General features: G+C 41.1%; 9 protein-coding genes. 5 read left to right on the top strand and 4 right to left on the bottom strand.

The annotated features are described in order from the left end of the window. The first annotated feature begins 17 nt into the window (after positions 1–17). Both G3O08_RS16075 and G3O08_RS16070 read left to right on the top strand, forming a co-directional pair. On the top strand, positions 18–1,907 hold the full coding sequence (locus tag G3O08_RS16075) for a DNA topoisomerase IV subunit B (protein ID WP_163286424.1): 1,890 nt from the start codon (positions 18–20) through the stop codon (positions 1,905–1,907). Between the two features lie 5 nt (positions 1,908–1,912). After that, positions 1,913–4,660 (top strand): DNA gyrase/topoisomerase IV subunit A, encoded by a 2,748-nt coding sequence (locus G3O08_RS16070; RefSeq protein ID WP_163286422.1) that lies wholly within the window; start codon positions 1,913–1,915, stop codon positions 4,658–4,660. 96 nt (positions 4,661–4,756) lie between these two features. On the opposite strand, the gene G3O08_RS16065 is transcribed toward G3O08_RS16070, so the two are convergent. Beyond that, positions 4,757–5,560: a DUF6567 family protein gene (locus G3O08_RS16065; RefSeq protein WP_163286420.1), complete on the bottom strand. Its 804-nt coding sequence runs from the start codon at positions 5,558–5,560 to the stop codon at positions 4,757–4,759. Positions 5,561–5,600: 40 nt separating this feature from the next. Continuing rightward, positions 5,601–6,362: a DUF6567 family protein gene (locus tag G3O08_RS16060; RefSeq protein WP_163286418.1), complete on the bottom strand. Its 762-nt coding sequence runs from the start codon at positions 6,360–6,362 to the stop codon at positions 5,601–5,603. Between the two features lie 120 nt (positions 6,363–6,482). Between G3O08_RS16060 and G3O08_RS16055 the strand changes: the two genes are divergently transcribed. Then, on the top strand, positions 6,483–7,328 hold the full coding sequence (locus tag G3O08_RS16055) for an alpha/beta hydrolase family protein (protein ID WP_163286417.1): 846 nt from the start codon (positions 6,483–6,485) through the stop codon (positions 7,326–7,328). Between the two features lie 573 nt (positions 7,329–7,901). Here the strand turns inward: G3O08_RS16055 and tsaD are convergent. Then, positions 7,902–8,957, bottom strand: coding sequence for a tRNA (adenosine(37)-N6)-threonylcarbamoyltransferase complex transferase subunit TsaD (gene tsaD, locus G3O08_RS16050; RefSeq protein WP_239541287.1), 1,056 nt, complete (start codon positions 8,955–8,957; stop codon positions 7,902–7,904). A gap of 39 nt (positions 8,958–8,996) precedes the next feature. Between tsaD and G3O08_RS16045 the strand changes: the two genes are divergently transcribed. Further along, positions 8,997–13,391, top strand: coding sequence for a translocation/assembly module TamB domain-containing protein (locus G3O08_RS16045; protein ID WP_163286415.1), 4,395 nt, complete (start codon positions 8,997–8,999; stop codon positions 13,389–13,391). 542 nt (positions 13,392–13,933) lie between these two features. Here G3O08_RS16045 and G3O08_RS16040 read toward each other — a convergent pair. Beyond that, positions 13,934–15,163, bottom strand: coding sequence for a bifunctional 3,4-dihydroxy-2-butanone-4-phosphate synthase/GTP cyclohydrolase II (locus tag G3O08_RS16040; RefSeq protein ID WP_163286413.1), 1,230 nt, complete (start codon positions 15,161–15,163; stop codon positions 13,934–13,936). A gap of 567 nt (positions 15,164–15,730) precedes the next feature. On the opposite strand from G3O08_RS16040, the gene G3O08_RS16035 reads away from it, so the two are divergent. Further along, the gene (locus G3O08_RS16035) at positions 15,731–17,206 is read left to right on the top strand and encodes a hypothetical protein (protein ID WP_163286412.1); all 1,476 of its coding nucleotides are present in this window, start codon (positions 15,731–15,733) and stop codon (positions 17,204–17,206) included. Positions 17,207–17,222: the final 16 nt, after the last annotated feature.

The raw sequence follows: 17,222 nt of genomic DNA, 5'->3' as shown, positions 1-17,222 counted from the left end.
ATTTTCTAATAGACTGAATGGCAGAAGAAGTAAGTTACAATGAAGATCATATCCGGTCGCTCGATTGGAAAGAACATATTAGATTAAGACCCGGAATGTATATCGGTAAGCTGGGAAATGGAACGGCTTACGATGATGGTATTTATATTCTTATAAAAGAAGTACTCGACAATTGTATTGACGAGTATGTAATGGGTTACGGTAAGAAAATTGACATTAAAGTGAAGGACGGCTACGTTACCGTGCGCGATTACGGACGTGGAATTCCACTTGGTAAACTTGTAGATGTTGTAAGCAAGATCAATACCGGCGCCAAGTACGACAGCAAAGCATTTAAAAAGTCGGTAGGCCTTAATGGAGTTGGTACCAAAGCGGTAAATGCGCTTTCAGATTATTTTGAAATCGAGGCTTACCGCGAGGGAGTGGGGCGCAGGGCCATTTTTGAACGTGGTGTTTTAAAGGATGAAGTACCTATTGAATCTACCGAAGAGCGAAATGGTACCATGGTGCGTTTTAGACCGGATGACGCCATTTTTAAAAACTTTAAATACAAGAGTGAGTTTATAGAGCGGATGCTCTGGAATTACTGCTATCTGAATACAGGAATGAGTATTTGGTTTAACGGCGAGCGGTTTCATTCCAAAAACGGATTGCTCGATTTGCTCGAAGAGAAAATTTCGGACGAGCCGCTTTATCCCATTATACACCTGCTTGGCGACGATATTGAAGTGGCTTTTACCCATACCAGTTCTTATGGCGAAGAGTATTATTCATTTGTAAATGGACAGCATACTACCCAGGGAGGAACCCATCAAGGTGCTTTTCGCGAAGCCTATGCCCGTGTGGTAAAAGACTTTTTTGGTAAGAATTACGAGCCATCAGATATTCGCAGCAGTCTTATAGCCGCCGTAAGTATAAAGGTTGTAGAGCCTGTTTTTGAATCGCAGACCAAGACCAAACTCGGAAGTACAGAAATGGAACCTGACGGTAAGAGTGTGCGTGCATTTATTAACGATTTTCTAAAAGAAAAACTCGATAATTATCTGCACAAGAATCCAACAGTGGCCGAAGCCATTGAGAAAAAGATTAAAAACAACGAAAGAGAGCGGAAAGATCTGGCCGGCATTCGCAAACTGGCGAAAGAAAGAGCTAAGAAAGCCAATCTTCACAATAAAAAACTACGCGATTGCAGGCTTCACTACAACGATCCCAAAAGCGGAGAGCGCGCCAAGGAGACAGTGATGTTTATAACCGAGGGTGACTCAGCTTCAGGGTCTATCACCAAATCGCGCGATGTGAATACCCAAGCGGTATTCTCTTTAAGAGGAAAACCATTAAACTGTTTTGGCCTTACTAAAAAGATCGTTTACGAAAATGAAGAGTTTAACCTTATACAAGCTGCACTTAATATAGAAGACGGATTGGAAGGATTACGCTACAGCAAGGTGATTGTTGCTACTGATGCCGATGTAGATGGAATGCATATTCGACTTTTGTTGCTCACTTTCTTCCTCCAGTTTTTCCCTGATTTGATCAGAAACAACCATCTTTATATTCTCCAAACTCCACTTTTCAGAGTTCGGAATAAAAAGGAAACCATCTATTGCTATTCCGACAAGGAAAAGCGCGATGCGATGGAAAAACTTGGTAAAACAGCAGAAATAACACGCTTTAAAGGTCTGGGCGAAATTTCGCCCGATGAGTTTAAAAACTTTATTGGCGAAGATATTAGATTGGAGCCGGTTGTTATATCTAAAGATTTTACAATCAGCGATTTATTAACTTTCTATATGGGTAAAAACACACCCGAAAGACAAGAGTTTATTATTGACAATCTCCGTGTAGAGAAAGATTTAGTGGATGAAGAAAAACCCGGAGTTATAATTGAAGAAGCTGCAGAAGCTTAATATACATGGCGGAAGAAGAAGAAAAAGACGATATTAATAATACAAACGAAGAAGAAGAGCAGGGTGCTCACACAGGCGAAAAGGTAATTCCGGTTTCGGGACTTTACGAAAACTGGTTTCTGGAATATGCCTCATACGTAATTCTGGAAAGGGCTGTTCCAGCATTGTACGACGGGCTTAAGCCTGTACAACGCCGTATTTTGCACTCCATGAAAGACCTTGATGATGGGCGCTACAACAAGGTGGCCAATATAATAGGTCATACCATGAAGTACCACCCGCATGGCGACGCGTCAATTGGCGATGCGCTCGTGCAACTAGGTCAGAAAGATCTGCTTATCGACATGCAGGGAAACTGGGGGAATACCCTTACTGGAGATGGCGCAGCTGCACCGCGTTATATTGAAGCGCGCTTGTCTAAATTTGCCGGCGACGTGGTTTTCAACCCAAAAACTACCGAGTGGGGAATGTCATACGATGGTCGTAATAAAGAGCCACTTTTCCTTCCGGTAAAATTTCCACTACTCTTGGCGCAAGGTGCAGAAGGTATTGCCGTCGGTCTCGCCTGTAAAATGCTTCCGCATAATTTTATTGAACTTATCGATGCCTCAATAGCGATACTTCGGGGCAAAAGGCCAAATATTCTACCCGATTTTCCAAATGGCGGAATGGCCGATTTTAGCCAGTACAATGGCGGCTTGCGTGGCGGGCGCGTTCGCGTACGTGCAAAAATTCGCCAGCAGGATACCAAAACGCTTGTAATTGACGAAATACCGCATGGTACCACCACCTCATCGCTTATTGATAGCGTGGTAAAAGCCAATGACAAGGGGAAAATAAAGATTAAAAAGATAGAAGATAATACTTCAGATAAGGCCGAGATTATTGTCCATCTTCCACCTGGATTATCTCCGGATAAAACCATTGATGCGCTTTATGCCTTTACAGATTGTGAAGTAAGTATAGCGCCAAATGCCGCAGTAATTCAAGATGATAAGCCGCATTTTCTCGATGTGAATGATATGCTTAAGCGATCGACAGATCAGACTGTTAATTTGCTAAAATTAGAGCTTGAGATTAAGCGCAATGAACTCCATGAACAATGGCATTTTGCTTCGCTGGAAAAAATATTTATTGAAAATCGCATTTACCGCGACATTGAAGAAGCCGAAACATGGCAAGAGGTGCTTGAGAATATCCGTTTGGGACTTCAGCCATACATTTCTCACTTAAGACGAGCTGTTACTGAAGATGATATTGTAAGGCTTACTGAAATTAAAATCAAGCGGATATCTAAGTTTGATAGCTTTAAAGCAGACGAACTTTTGGCCAGATTGGAAGATGATCTTGCACAGGTGCAGCACCATTTAGACAATCTGATTGATTTTGCCATTGAGTATTTCAAAAATCTGAAAAAGAAATACGGCGCCGGAAAAGAGCGCAAAACAGAGATCAAAACTTTTGATACCATCGAAGCTTCAAAAGTAGTTGTAGCTAATAAAAAACTTTACGTTGATTTTAAAGAAGGCTTCATTGGTTACGGTCTCAAAAAAGAAGATTATGTATGCGATTGCTCTGATATTGACGACATTATCATTTTCCGTGAAAACGGCGTCATGCAAGTTACCCGCGTTGATCAGAAGAAATTTGTAGGCAAGGACATTATCCACGCATACGTTTGGAAAAAAGGCGACAAGCGCACCATATACAATATGGCGTATCAAGATGGAACAAGTGGTTCTGCCATGGTTAAACGGTTTGCGGTAAATAGCATTACCCGCGACAAGGATTACGATCTTACTGCCGGAACCAAAGGATCAAAGTTGCTCTATTTTAGCGCAAACCATAACGGAGAAGCCGAAGTAGTGCATGTAAAGTTGCGTCCGAGAACATCGCTTAAAAAACTAAGATTCGATTTTGATTTTGCTGATCAGTCTATTAAAGGTCGTGCGGCAAAAGGAAATATTTTGACGAAGCACATTGTAAGCAAAATAGAGCTTAAAGAAAAAGGAACCAGTACGCTTGCTCCGCGCAAAATTTGGTTTGACGATATCGTGCAGAGGCTCAATGCCGATGGCAGGGGCACTTACCTTGGTACTTTCAAAGGCGATGATAGAATTCTTTCTGTATATCAAGGTGGATATTACAAAACTACCGGTTTTGATTTGAGTACTCGCTTTGATGAAGACATGGTGGTAATCGAAAAATTGAATCCCGAAAAGATAATTACCGCAGTGTATTGGGAAGGAGAGAAGGAGCAGTACAATGTAAAACGCTTCCATCCTGAAGTGAGTCAAAAACCGGTTGAGTTTATTACCGAACACGAGAAATCATTTTTGGAATTTGCAACGACGCATCCAACGCCAAGCGTGAACTTGCAATTTGACAAGCGCAGCAACGAACAAGACGATGAAGAAATAGACCTGGTAGAATTTATTTCTGTGAAAGGAATTGCCGCTATGGGCAATAGGCTCACTGCGCTAAAAGTAAAAGCCATTGATCGCATAGAACCCGAAATTCTGGAAGACGAAGTGGAAGAAATAGAAGAACCAGAAGATAATTCAGGTGAAGATGACGGCGGTATGGATTCTGAAACTGATGTAAATGATGAAGGTTCAGATGAAGAGCCTGAAGAAGATTCAGATACTGTCGAACCTGATGAAACGACTAAAAAGGAGGCCGATAAGCCTGCACCACGAAAGAAGTTTAAACGGAAAGATAATCCGGACGACAGCCAGCCGACTTTGTTTTAAGTTGTCTGTAAATGTGATTTTAGGGTTTGTGAAACCGCCCTAATTTATTCTTTGATCCAGAATGAATTTGATGTTGCTATTTTAAGCTGTTTATTGCTAATCTTTTGTAGGTTTCAAGTCAACTGGAATAAGTTTAACCAAATCTAATTCGTAAGTAGAAACTCCTGATTTAACAATTGCTTTATCTGTTCCGATGGCAGTTATAACGCCGTTTTGGAACACTATATTGGTATTAAAGAAAAATTTCACAGGATCGCCCACTTTGAATTTGTGATGCGGAAAGCCATCTGATTTATTAACCAGATAAAGATCTGATCGCCTTATAAATACCTCACTTTTTCGCGCCGGTTCCAAGAATTCAATATTATACTTGCCATTCGAAGTTTCAACTCCATTGAGGATGCGGACTGGCACCAGCTCTTTATGTTTAAAAATTGCTGCTATCTGATTTGAAGTGAAGTAACCGAATGGGCGAGTGTGAGCAACCGTATCGGATTTAACAAAATTGATTGGTTCTGAATATATGCCTACGCCACGCTGGATAGTTGTATCGATCGCATTACCATACTGAACCAAATCTGCAGTAACAGTTACTCTTGTTGTGGCCACAACAATCAATAACGATCTTTTAAAATCAACAGTGACATTGGCCAAAGCCTGACCTTTTTTGAGGGGACAAGATTTATACAAATTTTTCTTTGCTTCAAAAACCAAAGCCTGATGATCAAGTCCGCCAATGCCAAAAATGTGTGTTGTTTTAGCCATTCCCGATTCAATAGATATTATTTCAAAATCACCACCACTTAAGCTGGCATTACCCGTCATCATTCCTCCGTGGAAGGCGCAAGAGGATAAAAATAGACCAAAGAATATTGTGCGTAATGTAAATACTGACTTCATAATCCTGGTTTTAAAAATGGAATCATTTTCAAATTATTAATTACTGAGAAATTTTACTCATGAAGGCCGATTTAGCTTTATATGTTTTGAATTTACTCTTTATGATAAGATATTCAATGCCAACAGCTAAGACTATAGAATAACCAGAAGTTGATGCCTTCACCTCGTCTCCAATTTTGAATTTGAAATTGTCTGAAAGTTCATTGTTGCTTATAATAAAAAGTTCATCGGGTTTTATTGATTTAAGGGTTCCATTTGAAGGATCAACATATTCAACAATATATTGATCCTTTTTTGTGTTGATATCTGCAACTATTCTCACCGGAATGAGTGTATTATGTTCAAATAAAGCCACCACCTGATCTGTCTTGAATGGACGCGAGCTATAGGCAGTTGAATCAGATTTATATTCAATCAATTGCTGAAATCCCGTTTGAATATTATCATAGCTACCTTCCTTAAATTCAACGACATCTGCAGTTATAGTTGCCACGGTAGTATTGACAATAAAAAAGTATGAACGTTTAAAATCGACAGAAATATTGGCGAAAGCCTGACCTTCAGAGAGGGGATAGGAGCGATAGAGATCTTTTTTGGCCTCATAGACTAATGCTTGTTTTTTCAAACCTCCAATTCCGAAAACATGCGAGGTCTTCGCCGTGCCCATAACAATGGTTTTGATTTCGAAATTCCGAGTGCTAAGACTCGCATTTCCGGTCATGTTTCCATTGTGAAAGGCGCATGAGGACAGCAGTAAAGAACATAAAAGAGTAATGAGAGAGAGGGAGTAAAATGGTTTCATAGACTGGTTTTTCTGACTCGATTGTAGTATATATGATTTTGAAATAAAGGTAGATTCGTATAGAATTGGAACTATCTCAAATGCCTAAATTCGTCTCAACAAAACTAAATAAATTTTTTAATGGAAATTTATCAAAATCTCGTTTATTCCGGTTCAGACAACCGCAAAAGCCCGTTTGATCTTTATCTGGCAGAAAATTCAGCTGATAGACCACTGGTAGTTTTTGCTCATGGCTACAAAGGTTTCAAAGATTGGGGAGCCTGGCATTTGGCTGCGCTCGCTTTCGCGGAAGCGGGATTTGACTTTTTGAAATTCAACTTTTCGCACAATGGAGGAACGGTAGAAAACCCAATTGACTTTCCCGATTTGGAAGCGTACAGCGAAAATACCTATTCACGCGAACTCGAAGATATTGAGACAATTACGAATCTCGCTGCTTCGGGAATTGAGGTAAATGGTAAAGTCAAATCCTGGAAGAAAGTTGCCTTAATTGGACATAGCCGTGGTGGCGGAATTGTCATACTTCATGCCGCACGCTCTGCCGCCATTTCGCACCTGACTACCTGGGCATCTGTAGCTGATTATGGCGAGCGCTTTAACTTTGATATGGATGCCTGGAAAAAAACAGGTGTGACTACTGTGCTAAATGGGCGAACAAAACAGGAAATGCCACATAAATATGCGTTTTATGAGGACTATGTAGCCGATAAGGAAAAACTGAATATTGAAACTGCGGCACGAAAAATTGATATTCCCTGGCTTATAGTTCATGGCGATATTGATGAAGCAGTGAATTTTGAAGAAGCTGACAGATTGAAAGGATGGAGCAAATATGCTCACCTGATTGAAATTCAGAATGGTTCACATACATTCGGCGCAAGCCACCCATGGAATGAAATCGAAATACCGAAACCACTTAAGAAGGTGGTTGAAGAAACAATTCGCTTTTTCGCCCTTAACGCCTAAACTAATATCTAAGCACATTTCGACTCATCTCGGCTTCGCTCGACAACCACCGCTCAATGCAGCGCATCTTGAATGAAAATTATCCAATAGAAATTACTCTTTACAAATAACTAACAACTTAGCGCAGCGGTCTCCAACCGTAGGGCGTAATCAACTCCCTCGCGCGCCCTTGCCCTAAAGGGTACAGCCGCACAAGTTAGTCATAGGAGCAATATTATTCATTAATACGCTATTTTTTAACCTTATAAAAGTTATGCTTTTTCGGGAACGATAATGCGATGCATTGAGCTTAGTCGAAATGTGTACGGCGGAAGCTCCCCTTTAGGGGCTGGGGGCGCGCGAGTGCATTGACAACCAATAAGTGAAATTATTTTGGGAATACATGCTTCGATGAAAATTCTACCAATCCAACTTTACGAATATGTAGAATAAGACGAAAAAAATAAGGTTGAAAAAGATGTGTAAAAAGATTAGTTGGTCGAAAGCGGAACCTCTTGATAAATAGTGAATTACCAAACACCAAATAGTGAATTCTAAGACAACTTACTTGTCGGAGTGGACTCAAACAATAACTTACATTTCCCAACGTGCAGTGGCAGAGGTGCTCAAAGAAGTATCGCGTTCTTTATTTTGAAATTCGAAATATCCCGCTATCGCTATCATTGCACCGTTGTCTGTACAATATTCAAAAGGCGGAATGTATGTTTGCCAACCATATTTGTCTGCGACGGCCACGAGTTGAGTCCGCAAATAACTGTTGGCTGATACTCCGCCAGCAATTGCAACGTGTTTTATACCTGTAAGCGCTGCCGCTTCAACAAGCCGCTCCATCAGCATTTCTACAATGGTATGTTGAATAGATGCGCAGAGATCGGCCATGTTATCACGCTTAAAATCAGCATTGCGGCGCGTCTCCTTTTCTACAAAGTTTCTGAAATTGGTTTTAAGCCCGCTAAAGCTAAAACTCAAACCTTCAACTTTTGGTTTGGTAAAAGTAAACCGGTTTTTGTCTCCAGATTTTGCCTGCCTGTCTATTTCCGGGCCACCGGGATAGGGGAGCCCTAATAATTTAGCAGATTTGTCAAACGCTTCACCAGCTGCATCATCAAGCGTTTGACCAATAACATCGAAAGTAAAAGGATCGCTCACCTTTATTATTTGGGTATGGCCACCACTTACCGTTAAATTTAAGAAAGGAAAAGGCGGAACAGGAAGGTGTGAATCGATAAAATGAGCCAATACATGCGCCTTCATGTGGTGCACGGGAATAGCAGGAATGCCAAGTGCCTGCGCCATTGATTTTGCAAAAGAGCTACCCACGAGCAGGGAACCGAGCAACCCGGGGCCGCGGGTATAGGCGATTGCATCAAGATCGCCAGCCGAAATATTGGCTTGAGCCAAAGCCTGCGAAACTACGGGCACAATGTGTTTTTGGTGCGCTCTCGACGCAAGCTCTGGCACCACTCCGCCATAAAGCTTGTGAACATCTTGCCCGGCAGTGATATTGGCAAGAATTTTGTCGTTCTTTATCACGGCGGCAGAGGTATCATCGCAAGAAGATTCAATGCCGAGAATGAGAATGTCCGAATTACTTTTCAATGGGTCGTGAACTTGTATTATTTTCGACAAATTTATAATCTTTAGACGATAAGAGCACTGCGCAAAATATTGTTCATTTTATTCATTCTGCTTGTTTTGCTGGCAGGGCTTTTTTTCGTGGTTACAAATTCGAGTACTGTACAGACGAAATTAGGCCAGTGGGTTGCAAATAGCCTTAGCGAGCGACTGAATGCCAGAGTGATGGTAGATAAAATCGATATTGATTTTATAAACAGACTTACCCTAAATGGCTTTGTTGTTTTTGATCAGCAAGACGATACATTAATGTATGCTAAGCGGATAAACCTTACCGTAAGAAGGCTGGGAATACGCAGCAATACCTTCCGATTTGGCGATCTGGAACTCGATAATGCCCGTGTAAACCTGCGCAGAATTGATGAAAACGGGGCTATGAACCTCGATTTTATTACCGAATATTTCAGTAATCCCGATACACTCGATGTTGATTCGATAAAGTCAGATTTACTCCTTTCGGCAAAATCGGTTATGTTACGCAATTGCAGCTTTACCTATTCAAATCCATACAGCGATCCGCTGGAAACCGGAATGGATCTCAATAATATTTCGGTAAATTATATCAATGGAAATATTGAAGATTTTATTTTTATAAATGATAGTTTAAACTGTGAATTTGAATCGTTTAGCTTTCGCGAAAAGAGCGGAATGACATTGAGTAATTTAAGTGGAACACTCATTGTAGACAACGATGGAATTCAAACTCAAAATCTGGAGCTTTCAACTCCAAATAGCAAAATACTTGGCAATATAGCCTTACGGCAAAAGAGCTGGGATGATTATGGAGATTTTTTGCATTCCATAAAGTGGAAATCTGAACTGGACAAGAGTACTTTAAATTTAAAAGATATTGGCTATTTCGTGCCACAGCTTTACAATATAGATTTCCCGATTTACGTAGAAGGCAAAATCACTGGGCCCATTGCTAATATTAAAGGTCGTGACATGCGACTAACAGCCGGAGAGCGAAGCATTTTTAGAGGCGATATTGATATTACTGGTTTGCCCGATGCCGAAAATGCTTTTATTGATCTGCGCATAAAACAATTGTCGAGCGACTACCATGATTTGGCTGCAATTAGTACTGATTTAAGTCCCGATCCAAATTTCAAAAGTAGCCTTCCGGTTGAATTAGAGCGTGCGGGAAGTCTTTTCTTTGAAGGATCATATACTGGATTTCCAGACGATTTTGTAGCCTATGGAAATCTGACCACCGAGGCGGGAACTGTAAAACTCGACTTGCATGTAGAAGCAGATTCATTGAAAAAAAGGGTGAACTACGACGGTGGAATAAGCACCAAAAGTTTAGATGTAGGAAGGGTATTCGATATAAAAGAGTTTGGAATTGTTGCCGTAAAGGCCGATGTTACAGCATACTCTCAAGAAAAACTACAATCGGCTACCGTTGTAGGAAAAATAGAGAGCATGGAATACTCTGGTTATAATTACCGCAATATAAATGTAGATGGTAAAGTGGCTAGCAAGAAATTTGAAGGCCAGCTTACTTCACGCGATCCAAATGTTGATTTTAGATTTCAGGGAATTGTTGACTTTTCATCAAAAGTTCCAATTTTGGATTTTGATGCAGACATTATCAATGTTGATCTCACTACTCTAAAACTTGTTGATACCCAAGAGCATTTATCGTTTAGCACGCGGCTTTCGCTGAATGCGATTGGGAAGTCGGCCAACGATATTAATGGCTCATTATCAGCCTATGATACCTTTATCTGTTTTGGTGATTCGCTTTTATTTCTCGACGAGGTTAAACTCTCGGCGGTGGGAAATGTGAGCAATCGAAAAATAAGTTTCACCAGCGATGTGGTTGACATTAACCTCACCGGAGCTTTTGATGTTGCCGAATTGCCGCAAAGTTTTCAAAACCTGATAGCTGAGGTCCTGCCAGCTGTTGCCGAAAGGGAAAAGGTGAAAAATGAACAGAACTTTGATTTTAGCTTAAGCTACAAACAGAAAAATCTGATAACGGGTCTTTTATTGCCTGAGCTTGATATTGCATCGGGCACGACGACGTACGGATCTTATAATTCGCGCGACAGATCGTTTAGCCTGTTTTTGAGATCTACTTATTTGGGATACCGTGATTACTCTGTTGAAGATGTTACAGCCGACCTTGGAAAAATAAGCGAAATATTAAAAGGAAAAATATACGCCGGCACCGCAGAAATTCAAAAGCTCCACCTGGAAAATCTGGATATTGATTTGGAGGCATACAACGATATTGGTCAGGTAGGTATAGGTTGGTTCAATAGCGACAGATCTACTCAAGCTGATTTGCAGGGGCAGGTAACCTTTGGTGCCGGTCGGCACAGCGTCATTGAGCTAAAACCGGGATATCTGGGGAGTGAAAATTCGCTTTGGAGAATAGATCGCACAGCGAAAATAATTATCGACTCTACAAGAATTCAGGTCGACAGCCTACTTTTTACAAACCACAACCAAAGACTGGATGTACAAGGAATTATAAGTAAAAATAAGGAGGATGAATTGCGGGTATCACTGCAAAATTTTGATTTTTCTTCACTTGATTCTTTAGGCATAGACATGAATAAATCGCTGCGTGGTGTGCTAAACCTAAACGGTACCCTTCGCGATTTTTACGATGAGCGCATAGTAAAGGCCGATCTTACGATTGATAGCCTCGGCTATGGCGAGTACGAACTGGGAAATGTTACAGCGAGCAGCAGGTATTTGGCTGATGCAAATTCGCTAAGCCTGGTGGGAGATCTAATTCGCGGAGGCGATAAAATTATTGATTTTAAAGGTGATTATCTAATTGGCAAGGAAAATCCACTTAAGGGAAAACTCTTTTTAAATGATTTCAATCTGGGGATACTCAACGCGTTTAAAATTCCGCAAATCAATGATTACAGCGGGTTTGCAAATGGCGAAATTGCTATAACCGGAGATCTTACCGCTCCGGTACTTGATGGATATATCGATTTTCAAGATGCGATTTTTAAAGTCGAATACTTAAATACTTATTACCGATTTAATGACCGGGTGCGGGTAGAGGATGGCTGGTTTGGAATTGACTACAAACCTATTTACGACGAGTCCGGTCATAAAGGCTTTGTGGTTGCATCGGCGTTTCATGAAGATTATAGCCGCTGGTCATACGATGTGTCAGTAGAGGCAAATAGCTTTTTTCTGATGAACACCACGCGCGACATGAACAGCACATACTACGGAACTGCTTACGGCACAGGCACTATGCAGATAGGTGGTTATGAGGGATTTCTTGAGATTAATATCGATGCAACTACTCAAAAAGGGACGTCCATAAAGCTTCCGCTTGATGAAACGGAGGATGTAACGATGGAGAACTTTGTCCATTTTGTGAGTAAGAAAGACGACGAGCAACAAGTACGGGAGCTAGATTTAAGTGGCGTGCAATTGCGACTTAATGTAGATGCCACGCCCGATGCTGAGATACAGCTCATCTTTGACGAAAAAGCGGGCGACATCATTCGCGGAAGAGGAAGCGGAAAGATTACTTTAGAGATTTCGCCAACAGGTGAATTTTTGATGTTTGGTAGATATGAAATTCAGGAAGGGAGCTATTTGTTTACACTTCAAAACCTGATCAACAAGCAGTTTAAAGTGCGTCAGGGTGGGGTAATAGGCTGGTATGGAGATCCATATCAGGCCGATATTGATATTACAGCCACGTATAGTCTGCGCACACCGTTGTATCCCATCATGATCGAAAACCAAGACAGGTATCGGGGTCGTGAAGATGTGAATGTGGTTCTTGGCCTAAGTGGAAAGCTTTTGAATCCGGGAATTAATTTCGAAATTGAACTTCCGGCAGCCACCGAAACAGAAAGGAGTCAGCTGGCGAGTATTGCAAGTACCACACAGCAGCTCAATCAGCAGGTATTTTCTCTGCTCATTCTCAATCGCTTTTTACCGGTTGCACAAACGGCAAATAATCAGGCATTGGCGGGTGTTAGCGGATTGGGAGCGGCTACAACAAGCGATTTTGTGAGTTCGCAGATAAGCAGCTGGCTATCAGAATTGAGCAATGAATTTGACATTGGTGTGAATTACCGTCCCGGCGATCAAATAAGCAATCAGGAAATAGCCGTGGCACTTAGTACCCAGCTCTTTAACGAGCGACTTACGGTTCGTGGCAACTTTGGCGTTACCTCTGCCACCGAAACCCAATACAATCCAAGCCAAACGAGCATTCTGGGAGATTTCCTTGTGGAATATTCACTTACCAAAGATGGAAAAATTCGATTGAAAGTATTTAACGAGACCAATCCGTATGAAGTGTTTTCTACTTCAAGCTCAATCTACACCCAAGGAATAGGGCTGGTTTATCAGGAAGATTTTGACACTCTTGATGAATTCTTTACAGAGATAAAAGGGCTGTTTAGTAATGATAAGGCGGAGAAGCAGTAGTTTCGAGTCGCGGGTCGCGCGTGTGGGGTCTTAGCCTCGGGTCGCGAGTCGCTAGTCTCAAGTCGCTAGGTTAAGTGACGAAACTTTCTTCTAAAAACAGGGAAATACCATGCCTGCGCTCCTCCTTAGCCCCTGAACTAATCTCTTTAGACATCAGGTCTGAAAACTAGATCGTTTCGATAAAATTATTTTAAGAAATTGATTTTCAACTCCTTCCCGCGCCCCGGCCCTAAAGGGAGACCCGCACACCTCTTGCAAACACAACTGTTTTCCTTTAAATTAATCCTGTTACCATTCGGTTGGGTAATTAAATTCAAAGTTTCTCATGAAATGATTTACCGTGCAGTTGGCTCGCCGCTTTAGGGGTTTGGGGGCGCGCGTGCATTGATAAACAGTTCATTATGATTTTTCTCCACGATTCTTCATCAAAGGCATATATCTATTAGTGCAACAAAAATAGCCAACCATCCCTGCTGATTCACTTTAGTCGAAAGTTACCAACCGCACAAGAAACTAAGATCCAAAAACCAAGAACTAAAAACCTATTCGCTATCATCCATCTTCAAACTATGACCCATTTTATCTCTCTTGGTTTCTAGGTACCGTTTGTTGTGCTTATTAGCGCGCATTTCTATAGGAACGATATCTATAATCTCCAATCCGTACCCAATTAGGCCGGCGCGTTTTTTTGGATTATTGGTAAGAAGTTTCATTTTGCGAACACCGAGATCGCGCAATATCTGTGCGCCAATTCCGTAGTCGCGCTCATCCATTTTAAAACCGAGTTGTAGATTGGCTTCAACAGTATCAAGACCTTGCTCCTGAAGTTTATATGCTTTTAGTTTGTTCAGCAGACCTATTCCTCGTCCTTCCTGATTCATATAAACCACTACGCCTTTTCCGGCGGCTTCTACCTGCTGCATAGCGGCGTGAAGTTGGGGGCCGCAATCGCAACGGCACGAACCAAAAATATCTCCGGTAAGGCAGCTGCTGTGTACGCGTACCAGTACAGACTCATCTTCAGTCCAAGTGCCTTTTACAAGGGCAATGTGCTTTTGATCGTTGGTAACCTGATGGTATAAATGCAATTGAAAATCACCGTATTCGGTTGGCAATTCCACTGCGATATCTTTAGTAATCAGCGATTCGTGTTTTAAGCGGTATTGAATAAGATCCTGAATGCTGATAAGCTTCAGGTCAAATCTTTCTGCAATTTCCTTTAGCTGTGGCAACCTGGCCATGGTGCCGTCTTCATTCATTATTTCGACGATTACACCTGCGGGTTCAAATCCAGCCATGCGCGCCAGGTCAATGGCAGCTTCGGTATGTCCTGTACGTCGCAGTACGCCACCACTTTTCGCTTTAAGCGGAAATATATGTCCGGGCTTGCCCAAATCTGAAGGTTTTGTAGTTGGATTAATAAGCGCCTGCACCGTTTTAGCACGGTCGCTGGCCGAAATACCCGTTGTGCAACCTTGACCCAGTAAATCTACTGAAACTGTAAATGGAGTTTCATGTGTCGCTGAGTTACTCTGCACCATAAGTCCTAGTTCCAATTCTTCGCAACGGCTTTCAATAAGCGGGGCGCAAATAAGTCCGCGTCCGTGAGTAGCCATAAAATTTATCATTTCGGGAGTAGCAGATCTGGCGGCTGCCACAAAATCGCCTTCGTTCTCACGGTCTTCATCATCTACCACTATTACTACTCGTCCGGCTTTAATATCGTTAATAGCAGACTCAATGCTGTCTAATACTATTTCGTCTTTTTTCATCTTTTCTTTTCGGTTTGCAAAGATACAATTTAAACAAGTAGGTCGCTATTTTGTGTGGGATTCGAATAGGCTATCCTTTGACTCTTGTTGGTATAGAGGTAGATAGGGTTTCCAGTAGAGATGTATACTGGTTGCATAGAGGCTGGCGTGCTTTGGAGATGCTTTGGTAATGAATAAATACTGGAGGTGAAGAAATATTTTTGGGAGCTGTTCTATATTCTGCCACGTGAATTTACGAAAAAAGAACGATTTTTAGAGAATGAGAGAGACCAATTGTCGTGAAGAGAAAAACTACCTCTAATTCCAAATATTTTCATGATTCAGTTAAAAAAAATGATCAAAAGTTTAAATAAACGACCAATAATTTTGACTGACCGCCTCAAAAATCATTTCGAAAATTGAATTAAGCAATAATATTCGAAAAAAGTTATCAACAATAGATTTCATTCTGAATGCCTTTAGTAACGCACTAAGTGTCATTTAGACACAATTTGTAATTGCGGAAAGAATTAACGTTTTCAGCAGACATGGTTAAATTTTGCAAAATGGATTCTTTACCTTGCCGCCATGATTACGTTGAGACGCATATCAACTCTTATAGCCTTTATAGTTTTTAGCCAAGTGGCCTTTGCCCAGGGAAATTTTCGTTTTCCTTCTCTGAACGATGCCCGGAACGGACATTTAAAAGCCTTTAAAATACCTAAAGTAAACGATTTTAAAAAGTTTACGAAAGGTTATGGAAAACAGCTCGCCATTCTAGATAGAAGGAGTGAAAAGGCTTACAGAAAAAGCTTCTTAAAATTTATTGACTTAGAAGACAAGCTCTTATATACTTTATGCGATAGTAATGCCTTTCGCGCAAATGCCTTGATGCGCTCTGCGGCTGCCAGCTTTGGTAAAATGGAAACCGATAGAAATAACAAGCCTCAAACTTTAAAAAGTCAAAAGCAAAAAGTCATTTCAGCGGCTGTTAAATTAAGTGAAGAAAATATTCCCGGATTAAATACCCAAAACTCCAATCAAGCCGAAGTAAAGCACAAAGCCAATCAGAAAAAATATGGGTCAAAGTACTATGCTGATTATATGAAAAAGCGTGTGCACCTGTACAAGACTACATTTAAAGAAGGCACGAAGCAACAGAAAAAAATGCTGCGGAAATTAAGGAAACGCGCTTTACTGTGGCAATCATATAAAGAGCAGGATTCAAAATTGCTTGCAGGATTTGCGGATAAACATATGGGAATCATGAAATCGCTTGAGGCGAAACCCGAATTTGCTTCGATTATGAAGCCGCAAATGGCAGACTATTCCGGCACCCAGCTTGATCCTAAAATGAATGCCTCGAGTTTTAGCCAGACAAAGCTGCTTGATATGTTGCAGAAAAAGATAACAGCCGACGGTTTGCTTTCGCCTGACCAAGTAAATGGGGCTAAGAATGTAAAGGAGTTATTTGCGAAACTGCAAAAAGTTAAACAAGAGGTTAACGATACCACTAGCCAAGCGAATAAGAAAGAAACCAAGGAAAAGCCGGTAAAAATAGATGGTAAATCGTCTAAACGGTTTTGGGACAGGCTATATGGCGGTGCTGATTTTGACTGGGAGAATAGCACGGGCTACTATCCCGATGGGCTTGGGGTTACACTCGATGGTGGTTACCACATTTCAGACAATTCAGGATTGACAATAGAACTGCAAACAGTTTTTAATGCTTCAAAAATGGGCTGGGCAAATGATAAGCGGTTTGAATCAACCCTTGTTTCAAATTACACTATAGGTGCAAATATTGACTATAGAATATGGAAAGTATTCTTTGCCGGTATCGGCTCCGAGTTTATAATCAACAATATAGAAGCTCCCGCACCAGAACTTATCCAAAGACTCGAAAATCCAAAATATACTTTTGGAATTCCATTGATATTCAGAGTGCTTTTGCCAATAAGCGGCGCAAACAGTACGAATATCGAATTTCGGTATGATTTAAATTCAAAAAATAATATTAAACCCCAATTCGACTTTAAGGTTGGATTTTTAATTGGACGATGATTATGAAAAAAGCAAT

The organism is Cryomorpha ignava (assembly GCF_010686655.1).
Lineage (GTDB): Bacteria > Bacteroidota > Bacteroidia > Flavobacteriales_D > Cryomorphaceae > Cryomorpha > Cryomorpha ignava.
The sequence above is the reverse complement of the archived record's forward strand: the minus strand, read 5'-3'. Positions and strand labels throughout refer to the sequence as shown.